At 33.9% G+C, this 26,710-nt stretch carries 24 protein-coding genes; 21 read left to right on the forward strand and 3 right to left on the reverse strand.

Annotated features, from left to right (window positions below):
* Positions 1-37: 37 nt before the first annotated feature.
* From GYM75_RS05915 to GYM75_RS05980, 14 genes are all read left to right on the forward strand, one after another.
* Positions 38-1,033 carry a hypothetical protein gene (locus tag GYM75_RS05915; RefSeq protein WP_220217230.1) on the forward strand — a complete coding sequence of 332 codons (996 nt, stop codon included), beginning with the start codon at positions 38-40 and terminating at the stop codon, positions 1,031-1,033.
* Between the two features lie 82 nt (positions 1,034-1,115).
* Positions 1,116-1,652 (forward strand): hypothetical protein, encoded by a 537-nt coding sequence (locus tag GYM75_RS05920; RefSeq protein WP_220217231.1) that lies wholly within the window; start codon positions 1,116-1,118, stop codon positions 1,650-1,652.
* A 78-nt stretch (positions 1,653-1,730) separates the two neighbouring features.
* Entirely contained in the window at positions 1,731-2,441 is a 711-nt protein-coding gene (locus GYM75_RS05925; RefSeq protein WP_220217232.1) for a hypothetical protein, read from the forward strand.
* A gap of 338 nt (positions 2,442-2,779) precedes the next feature.
* Positions 2,780-3,772 (forward strand): hypothetical protein, encoded by a 993-nt coding sequence (locus GYM75_RS05930; RefSeq protein ID WP_220217233.1) that lies wholly within the window; start codon positions 2,780-2,782, stop codon positions 3,770-3,772.
* A gap of 167 nt (positions 3,773-3,939) precedes the next feature.
* On the forward strand, positions 3,940-4,497 hold the full coding sequence (locus tag GYM75_RS05935; protein WP_220217234.1) for a hypothetical protein: 558 nt from the start codon (positions 3,940-3,942) through the stop codon (positions 4,495-4,497).
* 16 nt (positions 4,498-4,513) lie between these two features.
* The gene (locus GYM75_RS05940) at positions 4,514-4,747 is read left to right on the forward strand and encodes a hypothetical protein (protein WP_220217235.1); all 234 of its coding nucleotides are present in this window, start codon (positions 4,514-4,516) and stop codon (positions 4,745-4,747) included.
* Positions 4,748-4,764: 17 nt separating this feature from the next.
* Complete coding sequence (locus GYM75_RS05945; protein ID WP_220217236.1) at positions 4,765-6,156, forward strand: PAAR-like protein; 1,392 nt, start codon at positions 4,765-4,767, stop codon at positions 6,154-6,156.
* Between the two features lie 67 nt (positions 6,157-6,223).
* On the forward strand, positions 6,224-7,225 hold the full coding sequence (locus GYM75_RS05950; protein ID WP_220217237.1) for a hypothetical protein: 1,002 nt from the start codon (positions 6,224-6,226) through the stop codon (positions 7,223-7,225).
* Positions 7,226-7,286: 61 nt separating this feature from the next.
* Positions 7,287-8,096, forward strand: a complete 810-nt coding sequence (locus GYM75_RS05955; RefSeq protein ID WP_220217238.1) for a hypothetical protein — start codon at positions 7,287-7,289, stop codon at positions 8,094-8,096.
* Entirely contained in the window at positions 8,083-9,813 is a 1,731-nt protein-coding gene (locus GYM75_RS05960; RefSeq protein WP_220217239.1) for a hypothetical protein, read from the forward strand. Before GYM75_RS05955 ends, GYM75_RS05960 begins: the two co-directional genes overlap by 14 nt.
* A 12-nt stretch (positions 9,814-9,825) precedes the next feature.
* Complete coding sequence (locus GYM75_RS05965; RefSeq protein WP_220217240.1) at positions 9,826-10,854, forward strand: hypothetical protein; 1,029 nt, start codon at positions 9,826-9,828, stop codon at positions 10,852-10,854.
* Positions 10,855-10,963: 109 nt separating this feature from the next.
* Positions 10,964-12,193 carry a peptidoglycan recognition family protein gene (locus tag GYM75_RS05970; protein WP_220217241.1) on the forward strand — a complete coding sequence of 410 codons (1,230 nt, stop codon included), beginning with the start codon at positions 10,964-10,966 and terminating at the stop codon, positions 12,191-12,193.
* 35 nt (positions 12,194-12,228) lie between these two features.
* Entirely contained in the window at positions 12,229-13,023 is a 795-nt protein-coding gene (locus GYM75_RS05975) for a hypothetical protein (RefSeq protein ID WP_220217242.1), read from the forward strand.
* A 118-nt stretch (positions 13,024-13,141) separates the two neighbouring features.
* The gene (locus tag GYM75_RS05980) at positions 13,142-14,734 is read left to right on the forward strand and encodes an ABC-F family ATPase (protein WP_220217243.1); all 1,593 of its coding nucleotides are present in this window, start codon (positions 13,142-13,144) and stop codon (positions 14,732-14,734) included.
* A gap of 85 nt (positions 14,735-14,819) precedes the next feature.
* On the opposite strand, the gene GYM75_RS05985 is transcribed toward GYM75_RS05980, so the two are convergent.
* Both GYM75_RS05985 and GYM75_RS05990 read right to left on the reverse strand, forming a co-directional pair.
* Positions 14,820-15,155 (reverse strand): YggL family protein, encoded by a 336-nt coding sequence (locus GYM75_RS05985; RefSeq protein WP_220217244.1) that lies wholly within the window; start codon positions 15,153-15,155, stop codon positions 14,820-14,822.
* A 17-nt stretch (positions 15,156-15,172) separates the two neighbouring features.
* On the reverse strand, positions 15,173-16,495 hold the full coding sequence (locus GYM75_RS05990) for a DEAD/DEAH box helicase (protein ID WP_220217245.1): 1,323 nt from the start codon (positions 16,493-16,495) through the stop codon (positions 15,173-15,175).
* A 296-nt stretch (positions 16,496-16,791) separates the two neighbouring features.
* Here GYM75_RS05990 and nikA point away from each other — a divergent pair, with 296 nt between their 5' ends.
* The 7 genes from nikA (at position 16,792) to GYM75_RS06025 (ending at position 24,019) form a co-directional block, all read left to right on the forward strand.
* Positions 16,792-18,357 carry a nickel ABC transporter substrate-binding protein gene (nikA, locus tag GYM75_RS05995; protein ID WP_220217246.1) on the forward strand — a complete coding sequence of 522 codons (1,566 nt, stop codon included), beginning with the start codon at positions 16,792-16,794 and terminating at the stop codon, positions 18,355-18,357.
* Positions 18,358-18,381: 24 nt separating this feature from the next.
* Entirely contained in the window at positions 18,382-19,326 is a 945-nt protein-coding gene (gene opp1B / locus GYM75_RS06000) for a nickel/cobalt ABC transporter permease (RefSeq protein WP_220217247.1), read from the forward strand.
* Positions 19,323-20,156: a nickel/cobalt ABC transporter permease gene (gene opp1C, locus GYM75_RS06005; RefSeq protein WP_220217248.1), complete on the forward strand. Its 834-nt coding sequence runs from the start codon at positions 19,323-19,325 to the stop codon at positions 20,154-20,156. Before opp1B ends, opp1C begins: the two co-directional genes overlap by 4 nt.
* Complete coding sequence (locus GYM75_RS06010) at positions 20,149-21,015, forward strand: ABC transporter ATP-binding protein (RefSeq protein ID WP_220217249.1); 867 nt, start codon at positions 20,149-20,151, stop codon at positions 21,013-21,015. The genes opp1C and GYM75_RS06010 overlap by 8 nt, the downstream gene beginning before the upstream one ends.
* Entirely contained in the window at positions 21,016-21,795 is a 780-nt protein-coding gene (locus GYM75_RS06015) for an ABC transporter ATP-binding protein (protein ID WP_220217250.1), read from the forward strand. It abuts the gene before it with no gap.
* Positions 21,796-21,798: 3 nt separating this feature from the next.
* Positions 21,799-23,124, forward strand: a complete 1,326-nt coding sequence (locus tag GYM75_RS06020) for an MATE family efflux transporter (RefSeq protein ID WP_220217251.1) — start codon at positions 21,799-21,801, stop codon at positions 23,122-23,124.
* Positions 23,125-23,275: 151 nt separating this feature from the next.
* On the forward strand, positions 23,276-24,019 hold the full coding sequence (locus GYM75_RS06025) for an SDR family NAD(P)-dependent oxidoreductase (protein ID WP_220217252.1): 744 nt from the start codon (positions 23,276-23,278) through the stop codon (positions 24,017-24,019).
* A gap of 67 nt (positions 24,020-24,086) precedes the next feature.
* On the opposite strand, the gene GYM75_RS06030 is transcribed toward GYM75_RS06025, so the two are convergent.
* Positions 24,087-26,426 carry a TonB-dependent hemoglobin/transferrin/lactoferrin family receptor gene (locus GYM75_RS06030; RefSeq protein WP_220217253.1) on the reverse strand — a complete coding sequence of 780 codons (2,340 nt, stop codon included), beginning with the start codon at positions 26,424-26,426 and terminating at the stop codon, positions 24,087-24,089.
* Positions 26,427-26,710 lie beyond the last annotated feature (284 nt).

Consider the following 26,710-nt stretch of genomic DNA (forward strand, 5'->3'; position numbering starts at 1 on the left):
TTTTTTATTCAGCTGTAACCCCAATAAACAAGGAAATATGAAATGGATAGCCAAATACGATTTTAATCAATTATACCAATTAACCGACCAAGCAACTGTCTTAGATCCGATGTCTGCTTTTCGTTTTGAAGAATTTATAGCCCTCAATGAAAACACCATTATTTTGATTGGAAATAAAGATCTTAATGCCTTTGATTCAATCCAAAGAGGGTATCAAGCAGTAATACATGTATCGAAAGATCGGGGCAAAAGTTATCAAGAAATAACGCTTCCCGAACAAGATATGAGATGGATTTCTCCCAGCAATGATTATTCATTAATAAAAGCTCAAAGTAGATTACCCGACAACAGTAAAAAAAATTCCATGTATCTTTTAGATAACAACAGCTTAAAAATAGTTAAAATCGATGAATATGATTCTGAAGCTGATATCTCCTATTATAATTTTAATGGAAAATATGCCGTATATTCCCATAACAAGGCATTAAAACTGGTTAATTTATTGAATCGAGAGGAACAGTATCCTTTACCCTACGAATTAAATAACCATTCTTTTTGGGTTACTGCTGATGATACATTACTTATTCTTGATGCCAAACAACTCATTCGCTACGATCCGAAAAATAATACAAAAACGGTCATACAGCAATTACATAATGATTATGATGTGCTGACTTATAAGGATGGTGAGTATTTTTTTACTAAATTCAATGCATCTGAAGAAGGAGGTTCTTATTATAATAATAAAGAAGAGCTTTTATATACTTTCAAAAAAGGGGATAGAAGTAGATATTATCGCTATAAAAATTTTGTATGTGACTATAAACCTTTATCATCTATATATCCGTCGATCCGATATTCTTATGACTATGGACAAACTTGGTTTGAACAAAAGTTTACAGGCTTTTTTTCAGCCTCTTATCCAATTGGATTTTATAAAGATAAATTCATCATTTTTCATGCATCATTCCATGATAAACCAGATCCTGAAGATCGAGGGGGACGAATTTTAATCGGTGAGTTTGAAAAATAAAAAAACCTCATGGGAACAAGTAAAGAGATTTACCTTTTAATCCGAAAAATATAACTAAATACATGAAGAAATCTAAAATAAAATGAAAAAAATAGCACGCTGTTTACTCATTCCCTTTATCGTTAATTGCAGTGGAGGAAATGTATCTAACACTAATCCAGTTCAAAGAAATATAGAATCAAAAGATGAAAACTTCATTCTTAGTCATTCCCTTACCTTAATAGATGGTGAAAAAATCTCATTATCAAATATATATGCCATACCTAACAATATAGATTCTATACAAGTGGATAATGTGCAATTTGAAGCAACATTATCTGATTATTGTGGGAAAGGAAACTATATATATGATGAAGAAAAAATGGATGGTTTTTTATCTAAAAAAATCGAATTTATCCTTTATTATCAATATAAAAAGACTAATACAGAACCCACTGCATTTAACTTTAAACAAGATAATACAAATCTTTACTTAACTGTTACTAACCATGAAATAATTACAAAATATTGTAGTAAAACAAATATACGAACACTAAATACCGCGTTTTTATTAAAGGTTTATTCAAACGGAGCTAGATATAATTTACTGGCTATTAATGATGTAAAACCTATTGAATAAATATTAAAACAAAAGAATAATGAGGTGAAAAATTTATTTGGAAAGTATAACCGATAATTGAAAAAGAAGACTAAACCAATGAAATATATTTTAACAATATTAAGCTTTTTAGTTATAGGATGTGTAAATAGTAACATTCAAGGTATTTATTCATTATCTAATAACAGAGTTTGTCACGAACCATTGAAAATAGAATTAACAAATAGTGAAACTAATAATCTAAAAAAGTTTTCAATAAACTTTATAGAAGAAAAAAGCAGCGCACAAGAATTCAGTCATATGAAAAAAATTTATGACCCAATGATTGAAAAAAATGATAAAAGATTTATAAAGACAGAAACATACTTAAAAGTGAACAATAAAACCTATATAAATAATTTGAACGATAACGAATCCATGAAAATTTATGACTATTATGGTTATTGGAAACCCTTGAATAAGGATATTATTAAAGTTTCATATTATGAAGATAGTGAGGTTAAAATTCAGGATAACAAAAATAATACAATTACTTTACAAGGAATACCCTATATAAATAAGGCAAAAACGCATTTTACTACCTTTTACATAGATTATGAAGCATCAAAGTCCATTATAGACTTATACAAGATTAAAAATAATCATATAAAGCATAATTTTCGTTTCGAAACAGAAAAATGGATTATTTGGGATTTGGTTTGGAATGACAATATCCTATACATAAAAGTAACTAATACTATATGGAACGAAAAAGGTTTTTATAATACTGATTATAAATATATAAAATTAATTATTGAAAAAATCAACTAACTTCCTGATGAAAATTATAACGCAAATTTGTGGATAAAGAAATTGATGAATTGAAGTAACGATAGTATATTAAATATACTGGTTATTTTACTTATCACCTTTATTAATATAAACGGTGGTAAGCAAGCCGATACAAAATAGTCGTTTGAAAAAACAATGATTCAAAACTAATCCTTATAATGGTTGTTAGTTTTTTTGAAATTTAATAACAACAGTCCGATAACAAAGGATATGTAACTAGAGTATTTTTTATGATGATATCCCTAAATAATAAATTCATTATCACTACCCTATTAAGCCTTTTTTTATTCAGCTGTAACCCAGATAAACAAGGAAATATGAAATGGATAGCCAAATACGATTTTAATCAATTATACCAATTAACCGACCAAGCAACTGTCTTAGACCCAATGTCTGCTTTTCGTTTTGAGGATTTTAAAGCAATTAACGAAAACACCATTATTTTAATCGGAAATAAAAGTCTTCGCTCTTTCGATTCAAGCCAAATAGGATATCAAGCGGTAATACTTATATCGAAAGATCGGGGCAAAAGTTATCAAGAATTATTGCTACCCGAACAAGAGATGAAATGGATTGATACCAGTAATGATTATTCATTAGTAGAAGCTCAAAATAGATTACCCGATAACAGTAAAAAAATTTCCCAATATCTTTTAGATCATAAGAGTCTAAAAGTGGTTAAAATAGATGAGTATTTATCTGCCGATGATATCGATTATAAAAAATTCAACGGTAAATATGTCATATATTCCAATCGAGGCAATTTAAAACTGATTAATTTATTGAATCGAGAAGAAGAATACCCCTTGCCTGACGACTTAAACAATCAGCCATTTTATTTAACCGCACAGGGTAACATTCTAACTTTACAAAAAAATCAGATCATTAGTTATGACCCTAAAACCCAAAACAAGCAAATCATCAAAAGTTTCAAAAATAACTATGATGTCTTACTATATCAAGATGACACTTTTGTTTTGGGTAAAGCTAACTTGTTAAAAACATCTGCAACTTTTTATAATGAAGAGGAAAAAGAGTTATACACACTTGATTCAAAAAATGATAACTTTTACCGATATAAAAATTTTGTATGCGACTATAAACTTTTATCATCTATTAACCCGTCGATCCGATATTCATATGACTATGGACAAACTTGGTATAAGTATGAGTTAAAAGGCATGTTTACTGCCTCTAGACCTGTCGGATTTTATAAAGATAAGTTTATCATTTTACGTGCATCATTCCATGATAAACCAGATCCTGAAGATCGAGGAGGAAGGTTATTAATCGGTGATTTTGAAAAATAGGACGATGTTAAACACGCTTAGTATAATATAATTATTTTTGATTTAATTTATCTATTAATCATACAAATTTTATTGGTATCATGAGCAATTAATGAAATGTAAAAGTCCCCAATGGTTTAGAAGAAGAAAGAAGTTTACAGAAATATTAAAAGGTATAATGAAATATAATGAGTGTATTAATAAAAAATAAAGGAATGTTTTTTATTCTAATAATTATATTAACTTTTTCTTGTCAAGGACAGGTTAAAAATGTTTATAGTAAACAAAAGTTTCAAGATGAGAGCGAAGCTCATATTATTAAAAATAATATTTTTCATATTCAATTTGATAATGCAGGGGAGTTCCATAAAAATTTAGTATCGGAACAACCGTATGATCATTTTATAATTCAAATAGAACAAGGAAATATAAAATTTAAAGAAAACTATAAATTATTAATTAGTAACTATGGTGATAGAAATGATTTAACATTTACTTTGACAAAAGTAAGTAAAAAAGAATATACCTTAGAAATTATACAAGAAACCAGACATTTAACGGTTGATAAATTCATCTTCGAAAAGGATAAAAACAGCTTATTAGAATTAATATCCATGGAACAAATCCAATCGGGAAATACTATTCAAATCTGTAAATATAGTATGTCAAGAAAGAAAGGAAATGAAATTAATTTAATCATAAATTCAATTGATGATCCTAAATGTTTCAATGTCAAAAATAAATAATATTAAAAGTGAAAACATGAATGTTTCAGTTCAAAATGATAAAACTGAAAGAGTAAACCATAATTCTTCTTATTATTCTGAAAATTTGAGCAACAGCATATCTAGCAATAAAGCTGAAATGATTGGAAATTATTATTATCAAGAATCAGGAAATGCAAATATACAAACATTAAAAGGCAGTTTACTGATGAGAGGTACTACGCTATCTGTCTTACAAGGTGGAGATGATGTAAAAATAAGTAAAGGTTAATAAGTAAAAAAAATGAAATGGACAAAGAAAAGAAATTTAACTTTTTAGCCGAAGAATCTGAACAAGGTTTTTGGGTAGATTCTCAAGAATTAACCCAAAATACGCAAAGACAAACAGCGAAAACAGAAACCGCCCGAAAAGAAGAAATTGCCAATAAATTAAGAGCAGAAAATGAAAGATTGCTAAAGGAAGGACAGCCCGAAGAAAAGCGAGAAATGGTAATACATGGCGCAACCTTACATTGTCCGTACGCACAGTCAGAAGGAAAACTTAAGGTAACATCTAACGAAATATTATTACAAGATCGCATTTGTGCTACAGAAGGCGACGGAAATAATATGATTAATCTGAAATTTTCAGGCGTTTGTAATCATCCCAAATGGGGGGATAAAAAACCCGCTTGTCAAAGTGTAATCAACTTATCGCCGTGGCAAAATTTGGGTAAAACCGTAATTCAGGAGCAAAGAGTTTTAGTTAAAGAATCCTACATAAGTTGTAATCCTTCCCCGAACACGGCAGTTGCAAAACCCATTCCTACGGTGAAAAAAATAACTGTAATCGGCTGTGATAGAAATGTAATTATCAGTTACAACAACGGAAATTATGGAAATTGTGAATTTTATAAATTTAGATATGAAGATTTTATGAGACGTCACAGTTTATGCAATCATATGCCTCCGGTTTATTATTTTGGAGAAATGCGAGAAATCAGTAAATATGATTTTATTAATACTGCTAAAGAGTGGTTGACAAAAAGTTTAACCGAAGAGATGGACAAAATGGTAATCTCAGAAGTTAAGAAAAATGGTAGTTCATATAAACCAGTTCCTGCTACCAGTTACGGATATAAATATTGCGTTCGCTTCTCTAAAGTCTTAATGCCAACTTTGACCCAAAGAGGGCAACGGTGGTTAATAAAAGCAAGATTAAAGTTGCAAGAATATATGGAACAAGGGGTGATTAATAAATCTTATAGAGCTAAATTTGATAAAATATATCCAAAAGACTGGAAAACATTGGGAAAATGGGAAAATAATTTTAACAAAAATTTTGAGCCTTCTGATGAAGAAATAGAACAGTGTAGTCAATGTGACCAAGATGATTTGGATAGAATTCGTGCAAATAAAATGGAAAAATATTATACTGATATTGAATTAGATAATGACCGTTTTCAAGAATTTGCTTTTGCCACTCATCCCGATGCGTATAATCCTAAAGAAATGAAAAAATTGCCGGCAGATGATTTAATAAAAATAATATTAACCCCCGACTTGAAAGAGTGGTTCGGTTGGGATACTTGGAAACAGGCTCTTATTATGGCTCAAAATTTAGATTATCAGTCAATTACAAGTACCACGATGCTAAGACTGTTTAAAAAATATATTTTAAAGGATGATAAGTTTGAATAAAAAAATATTGATAACAATTTTAGTAAGCTTCGCCTTATGGAGCTGTAACCCCGTTAAACAAGGAAATATGAAATGGATAGCCAAATACGATTTTAATCAATTATACCAATTAACCGACCAAGCAACTGTCTTAGATCCGATGTCTGCTTTTCGTTTTGAAGAATTTATAGCCCTCAATGAAAACACCATTATTTTGATTGGAAATAAAGATCTTAATGCCTTTGATTCAATCCAAAGAGGGTATCAAGCAGTAATACATGTATCGAAAGATCGGGGCAAAAGTTATCAAGAAATAACGCTTCCCGAACAAGATATGAGATGGATTTCTCCCAGCAATGATTATTCATTAATAAAAGCTCAAAGTAGATTACCCGACAACAGTAAAAAAAATTCCATGTATCTTTTAGATAACAACAGCTTAAAAATAGTTAAAATCGATGAATATGATTCTGAAGCTGATATCTCCTATTATAATTTTAATGGAAAATATGCCGTATATTCCCATAACAAGGCATTAAAACTGGTTAATTTATTGAATCGAGAGGAACTGTATCCTTTACCCTACGAATTAAATAACCATTCTTTTTGGGTTACTGCTGATGATACATTACTTATTCTTGATGCCAAACAACTCATTCGCTACAACCCGAAAAACAATACAAAAACCGTCATACAGCAATTACATAATAATTATGATGTGCTGACTTATAAGGATGGTGAATATTTTTTTACTAAATTCAATGAAAATAAGTCTAAAGGTGGAGGTTCTTATTATAATAATAAAGAAGAGCTTTTATATACTTTCGAAAAAGGGGATAGAAGTAGATATTATCGCTATAAAAATTTTGCATGCGATTATAAACTTACTTCAGCCCTTTATCCTATTTTCCGATATTCGTATGATTATGGTAAAACATGGTATGAAAAAGAGTTTAAGGGCTTTTTTATTGCCTCTGAACCTGTCGGATTTTATAAAGATAAATTTATCATATTAGATGCCACATTTTATGACAAAAATGAGAGTGATGACGGAGGAGGACGGCTTTTAATCGGTGAGTTTGAAAAATAAAAAACCTCATGGTAATAAGTAGAGGTATTTACCTTTTTATTCGAAAAATATATCCAAATACATGCAGAAATCTAAAATAATTTTAGGATCGTTTCCAACCACAACACAAAGATATTACGACTTTCAACAAGAAGAGTTGACCCGTATTAATGGTATCGAAGAACGTGAGGTACAAACCGCACTCATATACTGCACCCGTTATTCTATACAAGAGTTTTTTAAAGTACGTTGGGAAACGTTTAAGAATCAATATTGGAGTACTCGTATGTCGGAAACTGATAAGATATTACATAAGAAATTAGATCTTATTACTTCCGATTTGCAAATCATAATCTCACCACAAGGCACTCTGCACGACCTTACAAACTTTAACGAAGTGCAAAAGAAAGCAAAATTAATTTTAGATCAACTATCTAAAAAATACACAGACAATACAGATTTTTTGGAATATAGAAATTTATATACAGATAAACAACGGGTTTTACTCACCCTTAATTACTACCCTGCTATTTCCTTATATTTACCGCTTGCTCATGAACAAGATCCTATCGTTAGGAATACACAATTGATACCCAATACCATTTTTTATATTAATGAAACGCTGCAAAAAAATTCAACCAATATCCAAATAAACGGTAGTTTACACCAAACGCCCGACCTTGACGGATTACGTAAACTTTTTGCGTTGAAAGGTATTAAAATTTCATCTGAAAAGGCACTTCCTTGCTTAGAAGAATATCAAGGAAACTATAATCTTACTTCATCAGGCACGGTAAAAGACGCTTCCTTTGACATTCATTTTACCTTTGGAAAACACTATGAAAAAAAAATAAACTATCAACTTAAAACTTTACGCCATGAGGAAATATAAACAATTAAAACATGCCGTACAATTACAAAAACAGTTGGATCGTAAATATGGAACCAGCCGTTTTCATGCTGCTTTAATTATAGCTCTATTTTTCTGCCTCTTTTTCACCTCGTGCAGCAGTTCACAAGCTGCAAGTTCTTCTTCCAGTACACAAACAAGTACCAGTACAGGTCAATCTCAAAGTGGAAGTACAAATGTTAGCATTATCAAAACAGGGCAAACCGTTAGTGTTAACCCAGTTAACCCACCAAACGATGGGTTAAAAAGGATATACAGTGTATATTTTGCGAAAAAAAAAGTACAAAAAAATCAAGTATCATTTGACCCCATAGATTCACTACATCCTCAACGAGACGGAGAAGATAATTTGCTAACGTATGATTCTATTTTAGGAAAAACGGTTTATTTAGTCATTGAAACCCGAAATTTAACAGTTAATGAATCCATCAACGTTCAATTACAAAGCAAAGCACTCACGGGAAACTCCGAAGTACTCGAAGTCATGCAGTTTAATGAATCCCGTCAATATGTATCAGCTCGAAATATCACGGCTGTGGTAGGTAATACAAATGCCTTACATAATAATAGCGGTAGTTGTCCTTATACCAACTTAGCCGATCATTCTCACCGTGCCATTGTGAAATTGCAACTGCGCCCTAGCACCCGTCCCGCTTTTGATAATTGGGCAAACCGTTTGAAAGATGCCAATGGTACGATAAAAGTGTCGGTACAACTAGAAAAAGATAAATGTGCGTATGGTAACGATAACAAAGAGAGAAGCAAAGGGGGACTTTTTTTATCAACCGATAAGCAACAATTTAGAGTAGTAAATAGACATTTTCTAGAAATTTATCACAAAGATAATTTATTTAATTTTTTACCGATAAGAACCTTACCTAATACCAGAAAGCCGATAGGTGAACTAAATAACAGCGTTAACTCTAAGGTTTGTTATTTTTATTATGATAAAAATGATAACGAACATTTTGTGTGTGAGTCCAATAAAATAACTGTTAAATCAAAAATAAGATCAATTAATATTCCAAAAGATGAAGATAAAGGAAATCTTATTGATACCATTGATCATTCAGAAAATATAAATGCGAATGAAAGAATAGATGCACAAACTCTTGAAATATATGAGAATGGTGTACTTGCTACCCCAAGTAGATTTACTTCTAAAAAAGAAATGTGGTATAAAAACAAAGAAAATAATGTAGAACTGGTTTTTGCCGATATTCTTGAAGATCCGGGCATAGGTAGTGAAGCTTTTAGAGCTTTAAATTATGAAAGTCCAGACGGTAGCTTTGTTATTACCTTTGCATTTAAAAATACAAGAAGGCGATACGCCAATCCGGCATTTTACGCAGCATTTTTGGGCGCTTTAGCTCAGTTAAATCAAACTAAATCAATGAGTAACATTTATATTAAAAGTGGTGGTTTTTCGTATAAAGATGGATCTTGTTATCCAAGTGCTGAACATGTTGATGGAATTGCTGTTGATACCATTTATTTGGAAAATCTTAAACAAGAAAATGCATTTGTTAATTGCATGAGAAACTATGGTTTGTTAAGACATGGTAGAGGAGAATTATATTGGTATCCAAAAATTAATCACTCAATTAAAATGAAGGGGCATGACGATCATTTACATTCTTCTGTTTATAATGCAAAGTATGTTAATTTTACTAGAGATTATGTTCATTCAATTATATAAGGAATTATTGTAATGAAAAAAAATTACCTTTTACTTTTAGTTATTTTTCTATGTTCTTGTCAAGGCATAAAATCTCAGGATTTTTCAGATTCGAAAAAGAAGAATTCAATTCCCGTAATTACTTTACCTTTCGGAACTAAAGAGTTAATTGACGTCCAATTCCCAGCAAATTGGAAAAAATACGATTATCCAAGCAATACATGGTATAAAACACCTATAGATTTAGCTTATAATCATTCAGATTTGTTTTATGATGTTTATAAAGGTAAAAAACGAGATTTAAAACTTACCGATAGTATTACTTATACTTATACTAATGCTAATATGGCTAATATCTATTATGATAACTTTTTTCCCTACCCGTTTATAAAAAACCAATCAAGTATATATTACAACTATAAAGAAATATTATATCCATTATGGAAAATTAATTTATCAAATAACCAAAACTTAGTATTCCTTTTTAGTGAAGATGTTCCTACTTCACAAAAACCAAATGTAAAACCCTACACTAAATTACAATTAGTGGTTATGGATAGTCAAGGAAACATCTTAGATTCCCTAAATGCTTATATTGATGCCAATTTTGATAGGAAACGTCTATATATTGACAGAGAAGGAATTATTCACATTAAATACTTTGATATTGATGTTGAATACGTTAACTTTATCCGTTATGAAAAATTCCAAATTTCGACTGAAGGCAAATTTATTCGATATTACGATCAAAACGGATTTTTCCAAAATGAAGAAGAACAAGGATTAGTCGAAAATCATACCCGTGAAGGTTTATGGATTGAGAAGAAACCGAACGGTTATTATACTTATTCTCACCGTTATACTTATCTTGAAGCAAATTACCATAAAGGGTTACCGATTGGAATTTGGAAGTTTTATAAATTAGATTATCAAAGGAAAATAGGTTGTCCTATCGATCTATTTTCTGCTAAAAAAGGCAAACTTTTGTACACAGAAACCTATAAAGACGGTGAGCTTGTCGAACGCAAATTTGTGGATAAAGAAATTGATGAATTGAATTAAAGATTGTGTAGTAAACAAACGATTATTATGCTTATCACCCTCATAAATATGAACGGTGGTAAGTAAACAATAAATAAAAAAATAAACATAACAACTTAAACATCCTATAATGGAAAACGAAAGCCTTCCGACAGAAAATATAAAATCCCCTAACGATCAATCCGAAATAGTGGATTCTTATTCAGCCAATCCTAACCAAATTGTTTATGATTTGTTACATCAATCTGATTTTGATATTAATGTAACGGATGCCTATTTTGCAAAAAAAGTAAATGCCCCGAATAAACCAAATGAATATACCTATTTAAAATTAAATCAAGCCCGTTTGGGTGACAAAATTTATCTTGTAGTTAAATGTTACGGTAAGCCCCCTAAAGGATCTTTGGTTATTAGCATTCGTGAAATTGAAAAAAAAGGTAATGAGCAAAACTTATATCCACAAAAATCTATTTCCTTTTTAGTGAATGGAGTTGAAAAAACCGAACTACAATTTACTATTGATGAGAAAATTGAGTATATCCAAGAGATTGAAATTCGTCCTAAAGATGATGAAAAGTATCAGGAATTAGTAGATAAATTAAATAGTCTTGAAAATAAAAGTACTCATTTGACCATAAGAACAGAAATAAAAGATACCAACGCAACTAAGGTAAATTTTAAAGGTATTCTTACAGGTGAATTCGATGCGGTTAAGGGGGCAAGGTATTATGATTTTTTAAATGAAGAAAAAGAATATTTTACACTTTATAATTTATCAAGTTGTTTTTGTTCAAAATTAAAAATTGATTCTGAAGGATTTATTTCTGGAGGTAAAGTAGAAAAAAATAAAATAGCAAGTTGTAATAATGGTTCCAATATGACAGAAGTTAAAATCATCGTATTACATAGAACTGCGGGTGGAGTAGCTGCTGGAACTTTATCTCATATGAATACTAATAAATATGGCGCTCACTTTGTAATAGATAATGCTAAAAATACAGATGGAACAATTTATCATGCTATCAGCATATATAAAAAAGGAACTCATATGGGGAGAGGACAATATAAAATCACTAAAGACAATAATTGGGGAAATCATAATTCAATAGGAATTGAGGTATGTGGTTATTCATATACCTCTGATGGAAAAAAAAGAGTTGGAGCTAATGGAAATTTACCTCACGGCTATTGGCAGGAGGTAACAGAAGAGCAAGCTAAGTCATTATCTTGTTTAGTTAAATTTCTTTTAGAACACTATAATTTAACAATAGATGATGTAAAATGTCACGAAGATTTATGTGCAAAAGATCCAAATGAAGGAAAAGATGTATATAAAAAAATGATGAATTATTGGCATTAATTATATAAAAAATTTAACAGTTTAAGAGTAAAATAATGAATAAATTTTTAATACTGATAACAAGCTTATTAATAATTTTCTCTTGTAAAGCGCAAGATGAGATAACCAATATTGCTAAGTCATGTCATGATTTAAAATTTCGAAACCTAATTTATTATCAAATGTGTTTAGATTGGAATTTAAGTGCAGACAATATTCTCGAAATTACTCAAAATAAGCACGAAGAGTACTTACCTGATGATGTTAATTTTGAACATTTCTATGGTTTTACCCCTGATGGTATCTATATTAAAGCTGAATTAACGAAAAATAATAAACTTTATGATATCCTGTTAGGTTCGCAATCATGGTTTTTACTTACTGATAAGCACACTAAACAATCACAACTATATTCTTATCGATATCCTAAAAATTCTCGATACTTTATAGGGGACTTTGTCACCGAAGCATTAGTCGAACAACATCCTGAGTTAGAAGAACGGTACAAACAACATTATCAAACAGCAATTAACACTATTTCGCAATATCAACCAACTACCTTAAAAGATTTTAATGGTCATTATTTTTCCACTAATTTAACTGTTACTATTAGTGATACTAAGATTAAACTCAATAAGCTTGATTATGATTTACCATTATTCCTAAAAGACGATAACAATATTTGCGCCTATCAAGGATTAGCAAAAGAACAAACACAAGGCGATTTTATCTTTACCCTGTTTATTAAAGATAAAAGATATTATTTTCAATCACCTAACTTTATGGATAATAAGATCATTGAAGTTCATAATTATCCTACAGCCCTTATAGACTCACTTCAATACTATTAGGATCCTCAAAAGGTTTAAACTATGGCATAATGTACGTTAAATCACATTTTTTAACTTTAACTTATAAGGTATTAAAAGCATCAAGTTAAAGCGTTAATCATTTAGAGAGTATAGATCAGTGTTAAGTACAAATAACATCACCATGCAATTTGGTAGTAAACCGCTATTTGAAAATATTTCGGTTAAATTTGGGAACGGCAATCGTTATGGGCTTATTGGCGCCAATGGTAGCGGTAAGTCAACGTTTATGAAAATCATTGGTGGCGATTTAGTACCAACTTCGGGTAATGTGGCGTTAGATCCTCATGAAAGATTAGGTAAATTACGTCAAGATCAGTTCGCTTTTGAATCCTTTACCGTGTTAGATACGGTGATTATGGGGCATACTGAGTTGTGGGAAATCAAGCAAGAACGTGATCGCATCTATTCTTTACCGGAAATGAGTGAAGAAGATGGTTTTAAAGTGGCTGATTTAGAAACCCAATACGCCGAAATGGATGGTTATAGTGCCGAGTCTCGTGCTGGCGAACTATTGCTAGGGGTCGGCATTCCCATTGAACAGCATTATGGTTTAATGAGTGAAATTGCCCCTGGTTGGAAGCTACGTGTGTTATTAGCCCAAGCGCTCTTTTCGAATCCCGATATTTTATTACTGGACGAGCCAACCAATAACTTAGATATTGATACCATCCGTTGGTTAGAAGATACGCTTAATGAGCGTGAAAGTACCATGATTATTATTTCGCATGATCGCCATTTTTTAAATATGGTTTGTACCCATATGGCAGATCTTGATTATGGTGAATTGCGTATTTATCCGGGTAATTACGATGATTATATGACGGCATCAACACAAGCCCGAGAGCGTTTATTAGCGGATAACGCTAAGAAGAAAGCGCAAATCAGTGAACTGCAATCTTTTGTTAGTCGTTTTAGTGCCAATGCATCGAAATCTAAACAAGCGACATCTCGAGCCAGACAAATTGAGAAAATTAAACTGGAGGAAGTGAAAGCATCTAGCCGTCAAAATCCATTTATACGCTTTGAGCAAGATAAAAAATTGTTCCGTAATGCCTTAGTCGTTGAGAATTTGACCAAAGGCTTTGATAATGGCCCTTTGTTTGATAATCTTAATTTAATGGTTGAAGTCGGCGAGAAGGTCGCCATTTTAGGTACCAATGGGATTGGTAAAACCACTTTAATTAAAACCTTAATGGGAGAACTAACCCCTGAACAAGGCGAGATTAAATGGTCAGAAAATGCCAATATCGGTTATTATGCTCAAGATCATGAATACGAATTTGATGAAGAATTAACCGTGTTCGACTGGATGAGCCAATGGAAGCAACCTACTGATGATGAACAAGCTGTACGAAGTGTTTTAGGTCGCTTATTATTTTCGCAAGATGATATTAAGAAGAAGGTTAAAGTGCTGTCGGGTGGTGAAAAAGGACGGATGCTATTTGGTAAATTGATGATGCAAAAACCGAATATCATTGTCATGGACGAACCAACTAACCATTTAGATATGGAATCGATCGAGTCGCTCAATATGGCGTTAGAACTTTATCAAGGTACCCTATTCTTTGTTTCGCATGACCGTGAGTTTGTCAGTTCGCTAGCGACTCGTATTGTTGAAATTACGCCAGAAAAAGTGATCGATTATACCGGTAATTATGAAGATTATTTACGTAGTCAAGGAATCGAATAATTAGTTAAATGAATTGCAAACAAATAGCCACAATTGTGGCTATTGAATAATTAAGCTAACTTAATCAAATATGGTTTAAAATCGATTAGAAATCTAATTCATCCCACCAAATATCAATTAACGGACTGACTTTGATATTTTTTAAGCCATGACTTTCCAGCCATTTTGTGACAATGTCACGATGCGCTTCGGTACAATTTCCTAGTTTTTGAGTACAGACAATTCCTTTCCAATTTAGATACCCACTTCCTTCATATGCTAAACCATTTGGTTGGATAGCTTCGAGAATGAACTGATCAACAATGTTATCTAAGGTTTCTTCACTTGTCCCTTCGTCAAAAGACCAACTGACAGTAAAACCTAACTCTTTAAACTCTTCAATATGTAATTTTTTACGTAAACGTCGACTGCGATTTACCATGATAATATCCTTCTATTTTAATGAGTATGACTTTGTTTATTATTTGTGTTAGCGTATTTTTTTGTTCGGTTAACACCACCACGCTTATTGGGTTGATTAGACCGATTTTGCGTGTTGTGATCGTTTTTCGATAGCCGTTTTTTAGGTGAAGATTTTGTTTTCGGCTCAGCTTTAATGGTTGGGTCAACGGCAAAACCATCGGTATGGATTTCGGGTATTGGTTTTTTGATCAACTTTTCAATGGCTTTTAATTGTGGCAGTTCGTCAATACAGACTAATGAAATCGCCTGCCCTTGATTTTGCGCTCGCCCTGTTCGACCAATTCGATGCACGTAATCTTCAGCAACCTGCGGTAATTCATAATTAACCACATAAGGCAATAGTTCAATATCCAATCCTCTGGCTGCAATGTCGGTGGCGACTAGTGCCCGAATTTGTCCGGTTTTAAAATCGGCTAAGGCTTTGGTGCGGGCGCCTTGGCTTTTGTTACCATGAATAGCTGAAGCTTTAATCCCGTCTTTAGTGAGTTGCTCAGCTAAATGGTTAGCGCCGTACTTAGTGCGAGTAAAAATTAATACTTGTTGCCATTGGTTTTTACCAATTAAGTACGATAGTAATTCCCGTTTACGACGTTTGTCTACTCGATGAACATATTGGGTAATTTGTGTTGATGTACTGTTGGTTCTGGCGACAGCAACCGTTTCAGGGGAATGTAAAATCGTTTCCGCTAGTGTTTTTATCTCATCTGAAAACGTTGCTGAAAACATTAAATTTTGACGTTTTTTAGGTAATTTTGCAATCACTCGCCGTATATCATGAATAAAACCCATATCTAACATGCGATCGGCTTCGTCTAAAACCAGCACTTTAACCGTTGCAAGATCAACAGCATTTTGGTGGACTAAATCGAGTAACCGTCCGGGTGTAGCAATCAGAATATCCACACCACCACGCAACTTCATCATTTGGGGATTAATGCTTACGCCACCAAAAACAACTAATGAACGAATTGCTAAATGACGGCTGTAATCACGAATGTTTTCACCAATTTGCGCAGCAAGTTCACGAGTTGGCGCTAAAATTAACGCATAAAGGGGGCGTTTCTTCTTTTTTGTTTCAGGGCGATTCGCTGTTTTGGCTTGTAGTTCAATGAGTTTTTGCAAAATTGGCAAACCAAACCCTGCCGTTTTACCGGTGCCCGTTTGTGCACTTGCCATGAGGTCTTTTCCCGATAAGATCACCGGAATGGCTTGCTGTTGAATGGGGGTGGGCTGAGTGTAATGTTGTTCTTGTAGTGCTTTTAAAATCTTGGCATCTAAACCAAGAGAGTCAAATGACATGAAATGTTTCCTAAATAAACAAAAATTAAATTTTCGTTAGTTATTATAAAGCAATTCTATTACTTTTGTTTGATTATTTATTATCCCTGTTAATAAGATTGCGATGAAATCGTTCTATTAAGATTTGTTTTAACAAAATTTCGTAAGTTTTTTGCTAAAAAATAGACTAGATGATATTTATTATCATTTGCATCTGTGCTACTATTCTTGCGCTAAAAATCATTGTATTTACAACATTTTTGATACTAGTTGCATCAATGATTATTTTTTAAAAACTTTTGCATAACGGATTGCCCATGATAGTACATTTCAACCGCACCAAAAAATGGTTAATGGTTTTCGCATTAACCTCAGCTAGCTTTAATTGTTTCGCTAAAGATGATATCACTTTTGCTAATTTTCGCGATATTCGTGATCTAAACCCTCACCTCTATTCTGGTGAGATGTGGGCTCAAAATATGCTGTATGAGTCTTTAGTCCATTATAACGAAGATGGCTCTTTTTCACCTTGGCTTGCGGAAAGCTGGACAATCAGTAATGAAGGAAAAACCTATACGTTCAAACTTCGACAAGATGTGACATTTAGCGACGGTACTAAATTCGATGCGCATAGCGCTAAATTAAATTGGGATGCCGTACTTTCAAATAAAGATCGTCATACTTGGCTTGAAATGGTGCGTTTAATTACCGATATTAAAGCCCTTGATAATTATACCCTACAAGTCAATCTGTCTGAACCTTACTATCCATTTTTGATTGAGATTGCCGTCACCCGCCCTATGCGTTTTATATCGCCTAATGCCATGAAAAATGGTGAAACCAAAAATGGCGTTAATTCTTATATTGGTACGGGGCCTTATGTGTTAAGTGATCATAAAAAAGATCAGTATGCCATTTTTACAGCCAATCCCAATTATTGGGGAAATAAACCACAACTCAAAACCGTTACAATGAAGGTGATTGCGGATAATCAAAGCCGTTTGATGGCACTTGAAAAAGGTGAAATCGATCTGATTTATGGCAAAAATATGGTGGATGCCGATTCTTTCGAGCGTTTTTCGAAAATGGATAAGTTTCAGACATTGATGTCTAAACCTGTTTCAAGCCGTATCGTGTTGATGAATACGACTCGCCCTGCATTGAGTGATGTTAATGTGCGTCAGGCTATTGAGCATATTATTAATAAAAATGATATTTCAGAAGGAATTTTTAATCACAGTGAAGCACCGGCTGATACCCTAATGGCGACCAATATCCCTTATGCCAATATTGGATTAAAACCTTATCAATACGATACTAAATTAGCACAACAACTTTTGGATAAAGCAGGTTGGACAAAAGCAAACGGTCAACAATATCGCCAAAAAGACGGCAAACCGTTCGAAATCACACTGTATTATGATAGTAATACTGCTTCACAAAAAACCATCGCCCAATATATGCAAGATGAATTTGAACAAGTTGGATTAAAACTTAATATTCACGGTGAAGAAGAACAAGGCTATCGTGACCGCCAAAAAGCGGGGGATTTTGATATGGTATTCGATATTTCTTGGGGTACACCTTATGATCCACAATCCTTTTTATCCGGTATGAAATTACCAGTATATGGGGATTATATGGCACAACAAGGCTTAAAAGAAAAGCCTCAAATTGATGCCAGCATTAGCAAAGCATTGATTTCAACAGACGAGCAAGAACGCCAAGCCCTATATCGTTATGTGCTTGAAACATTGCATAAACAAGCGGTCTATATTCCTTTAACTTATGAACGCAATCGAGCTATTGCTATTAAATCTCTTAAAGGCATTGAGTTTGCTCCATCACAATTTGATATTCCTTTTGAGAAAATGCACTATTAATTGCGTTATAATTAGTTAGTCATAATGTTACATTATATTTTTAAACGTTTATTGATGATGATACCGATTTTGATCGGTATCTCGTTCATTGCCTTTTTGCTGATCAACCTTGCCCCTTCTGATCCTGCTGAAGTTGCTTTACGCTTAAATGAGATTATGCCAACGCCTGTAGCCATCGAAAGTATGCGCCAAGAGCTGGGGTTAAATGAGCCCTTTTGGTCTCGATATTTTAGTTGGTTATATCATGCTTTTCATCTGGATTTTGGACGTTCATTCGTTCATCGGGATCGATTAGTTTGGGATGAAATGATTCGTTGTTTAACCCCAACTTTACTTTTGGCAGTGTCATCATTTGTTCTTACTTTATTCGTTAGCTTAGTGCTAGGTGTGTTATGTGCTATTTTTGCTAACTCAGTCTTCGATCATGTTGTTCGAATCCTCATTTTTATTGGTACCGCCATGCCTAGTTATTGGCTTGGTTTGCTGTGTATTTGGTTTTTTGCTAATTATTTAGATCTGTTACCAACAAATGGTTATGGCACATGGCAAAATCTTATTTTACCGACAATAACTTTATCTTTTGTTTATATTGCGACTTATATTCGCTTTATTCGTAATAATATGCTGGAAAATATGCAAAATTACTTTGTATTTTATGCACGTAGTCGAGGATTAAAGGAACGAGCGATAATTTTAAAACATGTCTTAGTTAATTCATTACATACCACCATAACCGCACTGGGCATGACAATTCCACAATTGATTGCCGGTTCGTTTGTTGTGGAATATATCTTTTCATGGCCGGGACTTGGGCGCTTATGTATAGCCGCTATCATGAATCGAGACTATCCTGTTATTCAAGCTTATATTTTAGTTATGGCGATTTTATTTGTCGTATGTAATTTTATTGTTGATGTGGTGCATCAATGGTTGGATCCTCGATTACAAAATAGTGGGGATTTAGCATGAGTTTAGCAAGACAGTTGATGAAAAATAAAATGGCATTATGCTGTTTGATGATCATCTCCATCATCATTCTTTTGGGTATTTTTGCGCCCTATATTGCCCCATTTGATCCAAATAAAGTTCGTATTGTCCGCAAATATGCCAGTATCTCAACTGAACATTGGCTAGGCTGTGATCATTTAGGTCGAGATATCTTTTCTCGTTTACTTTATGGAATCCGTTCGACTCTCTTTTTATCCTTACTAACCATGACAATTACCATTATCGTCGGTTCAATCATCGGGCTAATTTCAGGTTACCAACGAGGCAAATTTGATGAAGTTATTATGCGCCTTTGCGATATTATGCTCTCCTTCCCTAGTCAAGTCATGATTTTAGCGATTGTCGGAGTGCTAGGTGTGGGGATTGAAAACGTGATTATTGCTAATATCGTGGTGAAATGGGCATGGTACAGCCGAATGATCCGCAGTTCAGTGATTAAATACAGTCGAAAAAATTATATTTTATTTTCACGTGCCATTGGTGCACCACACCGCTTTATTATTCGCCGTCATTTGTTACCCAATATTATGTCGGAATTAGTGGTGTTAGCCACGCTCGATACAGGCTGGGTCATTTTGAATATTTCGGCGCTCTCTTTTATTGGATTGGGCGTGCAAGCACCGACTGCCGAATGGGGATTAATGCTTAGTGAAGCCAAAAATGTAATGATTCAACATCCAATGCAAATGGTCTATCCGGGGATAGCTATTTTAGTCGTCGTGGCGGCTTTTAATCTATTAGGTGACTGTTTGCGAGATATTTTAGATCCGAAGGAAAAAACACATGTGTAACCCCCTGTTAGAGGTTAAAAATCTCACGGTTAACCTTGATAATGGTCAAACGTTATTGGATAACATTTCGTTTAATGTTGAACATCACCAATGCGTAGGCATTGTCGGCGAAAGTGGTAGTGGTAAAAGTTTAACCAGTAAAGCGATCATGGGGTTATTAGAACCCTATTTTAAAGTCGAAGGTCAAATTCTTTTTAATCCTAGACAACCCCAGTTGAATAGACAAGTGAAAGGCGATCTTTTAACCCAATCAGCTGACACACTGCGTCAGATTCGGGGTAACACTATCGCGATCATTTTACAGCATCCAATGAGTGCTTTCGATCCGCTTTATCGTATCGGCAAACAAGTCATCGAAACATTACAAGCACACCTTCCCTTAAGCAAAAAAGAGGCCGTTGCCAAAACACTAACCATGATTAAAGAAATCGGTTTAAATGATCCCAAACAGATTTATAATAAGTATCCTCATCAATTGAGTGGTGGAATGTTACAAAGAATCATGATCGGTATTGCATTAATGCTAAAACCCGAATTGATCATTGCTGATGAACCGACAACCGCTTTAGATTCGATTAGTCAGTTCCATATTTTGAAAATGTTTGAACAAATCAAGCAGCAATCAACTACCGCCATGATTTTTATTTCACACGATTTAGGCGTGATACATCATATTGCCGATCATATTGTTGTCATGCAACAAGGTAAAATTGTTGAACAAGGCTGTCGAGATCAAATCTTTTATCATGCTGAAAATGATTACACCCGTTATCTAATCAGCGCGCGCAAACAGTTATTAGCTAAATTTGATTCGGTGGTTTATCCTAAAATGTTTATTCCGACGTTGGAGAGTGCTTAAATGTCTGCATTATTGCAAGTTGAACAGGTAAGCAAATCCTTTTTACAACCTCATCAAGGTCTGTTTAGTCGCAAGAAGAACAAGGTCATTAAAGATGTTTCTTTCTCGTTAAAACAGGGCGAATGTCTGGGTATTATTGGTGAAAGTGGCAGTGGCAAAAGCACACTTGGAAAGCTTATTTTAGGTTTAGAAAAACCCGATACGGGTAAGATCCTATTTAACGGGCAAGATATTGCGAAACGAGCATGGAAATGCTCATCACAGCGACGTAATATTAGCGCTGTGTTTCAAGATTATAATGCTTCGGTGAATCCTTATTTTACGGCTGCTAATATTATTGCTGAACCCCTTGATATTTACGAAAAGTTATCATCGACAGCACGAAAAAAACGAATAGATCAATTATTGGAACAAGTTGGATTAGATCATTCATTCTGTCAGCGGTTTGCTCATGAAATGAGTGGCGGTCAATTGCAACGAATTTGCATAGCCAGAGCGATTGCCTGTCATCCGCAATTTATTTTGTTTGATGAAGCAGTCAGTTCGTTAGATATTTCTGTTCAAACGCAGATTTTATCGTTATTGGCAGATTTGCAAAAACAGTTAAATTTAACCAGTATTTTTATTACTCATGATTTAACCACGATTACGTATTTGTGTAATCGAGTGATGTTTTTTTATCAAGGAAGAATTGTAGAACAGGTTGACGATATTGCCCAATTGAGTAATGTCCGTCATGATTATTCCAAACAGCTTCTTGACTCTATATTAGGTTTTTAATCTATGACAACACAATCCGCCGTTAATAAACGTTATCGCTTTAACGATTATTTAGCATTGGTTATCCCTTTTATTATTTCAACTATCACAACCCCATTATTGGGCGTGGTTGATACTGCGTTGGTCGGTCATCTACCCAATCCTGCTTTTATTGCTGGCATTGCCGTTGGTGCGGTGATCTTTAATACCATTTATTGGTTATTTGGTTTTTTACGTGTGAGTACCACCGGATTTGCGGCACAAGCATTAGATGATCCTCTATTACTGCGTTCTTCGTTAATTCGCCCCCTGTTTATTGCGATTGTTTTAGGCATTTTATTTATTGTTTTTCAGCAATTTATTTTTGGTGCTTCAATGCAAATCATCAAACCTAATGAAGAAGTTAGGCATTATGCAGATATCTATTTTTCGATCCTAATTTGGGGAGCTCCGTTTGTACTGATTAACTATGTGCTGGTTGGTTGGTTAATGGGGATGTCCAAAATAAAAGCCGTGCTGTTTTTGCAAGTGTTGATTAATTTACTCAATATTATTATGGCGGTCATTTTTGTTTGGGGCTTTCATTGGGATATTCAAGGCGTGGCATTTGCAACACTCAGTGCGCAAGTGATTTGTACGTTGTTAGGGATCGGGTTTATTGGTCGCTATTTACCCCAATCACAACAAAAAACGGATTTGAAATCGATCCTTTCTTGGCAGTCATTGAAAGGGGTAATTTTAGTTAATACTAATTTAATGATTCGAACTATTTGCCTGCTAGTTGTAACGAATCATTTTATTTCGATTGGTTCAAGTTTTAGTACTGAAGTATTGGCGGCCAATGCGGTACTGTTTCAAATCCATTACTTAATGGCGTATTTATTTGATGGTTTTGCTAATGCGTCAAGTGTATTTAGTGGTAAAGCTAAAGGCACCCAAAATATGGCGTTATACCAACAAACCTTGCGTTGGTCACTGCAAGCGTGTGTGATTTGTCCGGTGATATTAATTGCAATCTGGTTTGCTTTTGACACCACGATAATCCGATTATTAACCAATCAAAATGACATTATTAATCTTTGTCTACAATACCATTATTGGTTAGTTATTTTTCCGGTTGTGGTTGCTGGTGGATTGATCTATTACGGGGTGTTTTCAGGCATCAGTTATACATCTTCTATTCGTGATTCCATGATCCTTGCCCTTTTACTTTGGTTAATCGCTCAATCTATTTTTGTACCAATATGGGGCAATAACGGTTTGTGGTTTTCCTATATTTTATTTAGTTTAGGACGCACACTCTTTTTAGTGATTTGGATTAATCGATCGAAACAATATCTTATGCGTTGATTTAACTAAACCAGCAGTAAATAGATTTCATTCTATTTACTGTTCGCTCTAGAATTTTGTAAATTGTTTTACTTTTTGCAATCAAATTTCTATTTCAATTCAACTCTTATATAATCATCTGTAATGTGAGTCAAAAGAGGAATTAAATTCGATGAATAAAGGAAACAAAACCGTTATTGTGACGGGTGCTTCAAGTGGAATTGGTTTTGCGATAGCGAAAGCCTATCTTGAGCGAGGTTTCAATGTCGTTGCCAATGGTCGAGATAAAGCTCGTTTAGAACAAGCAGCGATTAAATTAGGCGAACCTGATAATTTATTACTTGTAGCTGGGGACATTGCTAAGCCGCAAACGGCAGAATTGCTTTTTTCACACGCTATTGCGAGATTTGGTAAAGTCGATATTTTAGTGAATAATGCAGGCATATTTATATCTAAACCCGCCGTTGAGTATACACAAGATGATCTAAACACCCTAATTGATACCAACCTTAAAGGGTTTTTCTACCCTGCTCAGACAGCTGCTAAACATATGATAGCCAATCAGTCAGGGCATATCATTAATATTACTGCTGCCATTGCTATGCAACCTAATTTGACTGTACCAGCTTTATTACCAATTATGATCAAAGGCGGTATTAATAGTGCCATTAAAGGTTTAGCATTAGAATTAGCATCAAGCCATGTTATGGTTAACGGTATTGCACCTGGCATTATTGAGACCCCAATGCATCCTACCGATCCCCAAGTTCAAGCAGTGTTAAAATCTATGGCTCCTGTCAATCGGATTGGACAGGTTCAAGATATTATCAATGCCGTCATGTATTTAACGGATTCTAATTTTGTTACCGGTACAATTATGGTCGTTGACGGTGGCTCAACAGCAGGCAAATGGTAGATAGATTCAGCACTGATGACTTATTGAAACTGCCAGTAAACTGGCAGTATTCAAATTTAAATGAAGTTTAGAATCGGTATGAAACACTTGCTTTAAAGTTTCGGGCGAGTCCATAGGTGTTTTCGCCTAAATAAAGTCGATAATCTTTATTAAATAGATTATCAATGGTTAACTTAATTTCGGCTTTAGGCAGAAAAGTCGGTTGCCAACTCGCAAAAAGATTGTGTATTGAATACCCCGACGATCGCCCTAATCCATAAGCGCCCAGATCATTTAATCCGTCATGATTTCTGTCTTCTAGTCCTGTGCGATCTTGTTTTCGTACAAATTGGGCATTCCACCCTGCTCTCACATTCCAGTCCGGAATTTTAAACCCCGTTGTTAATGTTGCGGTGCGTGGTGCAATCGTTGCGACATAGGTCTTATGATGCATCCATGGTGCTTGTGGTGCTGTATCTCGTTCTCCTTTTTGGATTGAGTAGGTCGCACTTGCAAACCAATATTTACTGTCATAAAACGTTTCAAGTTCAAAACCTTTGACAATCATTTTACCCGGAATATTACGATAATTTGCCTGCCCAAGCGGACACGCTTTGCCTGGACCGCATATTGATCCATTGAATCCTCGAGTAACAAAAATCTCATCGGTGACACGCTGTCTAAATAACGTGCTACGAACTTGTAACTTATCATTTTCGAGTATTAAATTATTAAAATCGAGAATATTCCCAATTCGAATTGATAAATTCCGCTCTTTTTTCAAATGACGGCTAGTTGCCGAAATTTTACCGCTTCCTCCATTTTTAGGAGTAAACTGGACTTCATAGTTTTCATCAATAGTTGGCGCTTGCCATGCATAACTGATATCCCCAAAAAATCCGACATTTTGGGTGGTTTGCCAATAGGATCCAAAGCGTGGTGTCCAACCTGAATAGGTCACGGGTGAATAGTCATGACCATAACGAGGATCGGGATCGTTATACGCTGAAGCATAATTCTTTTTACCGTGATTTCGGACATAATCATATCGAAGGCTGGGTGATAAGACAAAATCACTAATCGAAAGTTCATCTTGAATATAAAAACTATAAGTTTGCTGTTTACCAGAAGGCATGTAAGCCGGTTGGAAATAACCATTGTTATAATTTGGTTTTTTAGCATAATTTTTGTAATACATTAACGTATCACGATCATGTAGATGTGCTTGTAATCCAATTTTTAATGCATTATCGACAGCGCCGGTGCTAAAAATACTGACATTTTCAAGCTCGATAGTTTTATCGGTATAGCTAACCCAACTTTCGTTACCCATTGTCCCTAATGAAGCCACCGGATTGTATTTATTAGGACGAGTATCATGTTGTTTAGTTTTGGAATAAGTGGTGTGTAACGTCAAATTAATTAACGGATTATAAGTTGGCTGATAATTCCATTTAAATTGGGCGGATTCATCTTGCTGATCACGTTTTACCAATTTTCTTAACCATGCTGCTTTATATCCATATTTTTTAATTTGTGCAGCGGTCGGGGGTGTCATTTTTTCGACATATTTGGCTGCCCAAGGTTGCCATGAATCCCGTTTTGAACGTATACCTGATAGAGTGAAAGTGTGTTCTTCATTGGGTCTAAAATTGAGTTTCGCCATGTAGGAATCCATGTCATCTTCTGAAAACTCAAATCTTGAGCCATCGGGACGTTTAAAATTACCGCTGTCTCGGTTAGTGTAATAAATAAGACCATCAAACATGTCATCTTGTGTTCGACCATATACTGCGCTTGTCACCATATTCTGATGATTGTTTGAATGAAAACTGTATTTGATTAATGCGCCAAGGTATTGATTGGGGTCAAGCAGATCAATCGCATCTTTAGTCTCCATTTTTATCACGCCACCAAAGCCGCCATTTCCAAACTTCACATCGTGTGGGCCTTTGTTAACTTCAACTTGTTTAAGAAGTTCTGGTTCAACAAAAATCGATCCTTGTTGATATTTTTGGAATCCTTTTTGTGCACCATCTACAATAATTTTGACATCTTCAACTTTACCAAAACCCCATATATTTAAGGTTTGCCCCCCTGGCCTAACTGAACCGGCAGCACTCACACCGGGTAAAGTATTAAGCAATTCGGCAACATTATCGGATTGTTTTTGTTCTATTAGCCCTGATGAAAGTGTTGATCGTCCCGCAATAACACTATTTATTTTTTTTAATTCATCTTGCGTTGATGAGCCGGCAATGACAGTAATCACATCGTCTATATCGTCACGATTAACCATATTGTTCTTCGTTAATGGTTTATTCGGTTCATCAATATTTTGCTTTGTATCTTTATCTTCAAGCACAGACTCAGCTTGTGAAGAAAAACTCATAAAGAGTAATAAGATACTTACCTTTTTATAACTCATGTTTCATTCCTTCATAAAAAACAATTAAATCATTTAACACATCTCTAAATTTAACCTTACAAATAATAATGATAATCATTATCAAATACAAGTTTGGTAAGTATATTGGGTTTGTCAAAAAATAGACAGAAAAATATGTATAAATTTTGGTTGAAAACGTTAACAAAATTATTTTTATTTAACGGTTAAAACAACCTAGTGTTTTCATGTTTATTATCAGAATAAAGCAACAAAATGGAGAGTGATGTTAAAAACGTCGTATCGATTTGATGTTAATTTTCAGG

The organism is Gilliamella sp. ESL0441 (genome assembly GCF_019469185.1).
Taxonomy (GTDB): Bacteria; Pseudomonadota; Gammaproteobacteria; order Enterobacterales; family Orbaceae; genus Gilliamella.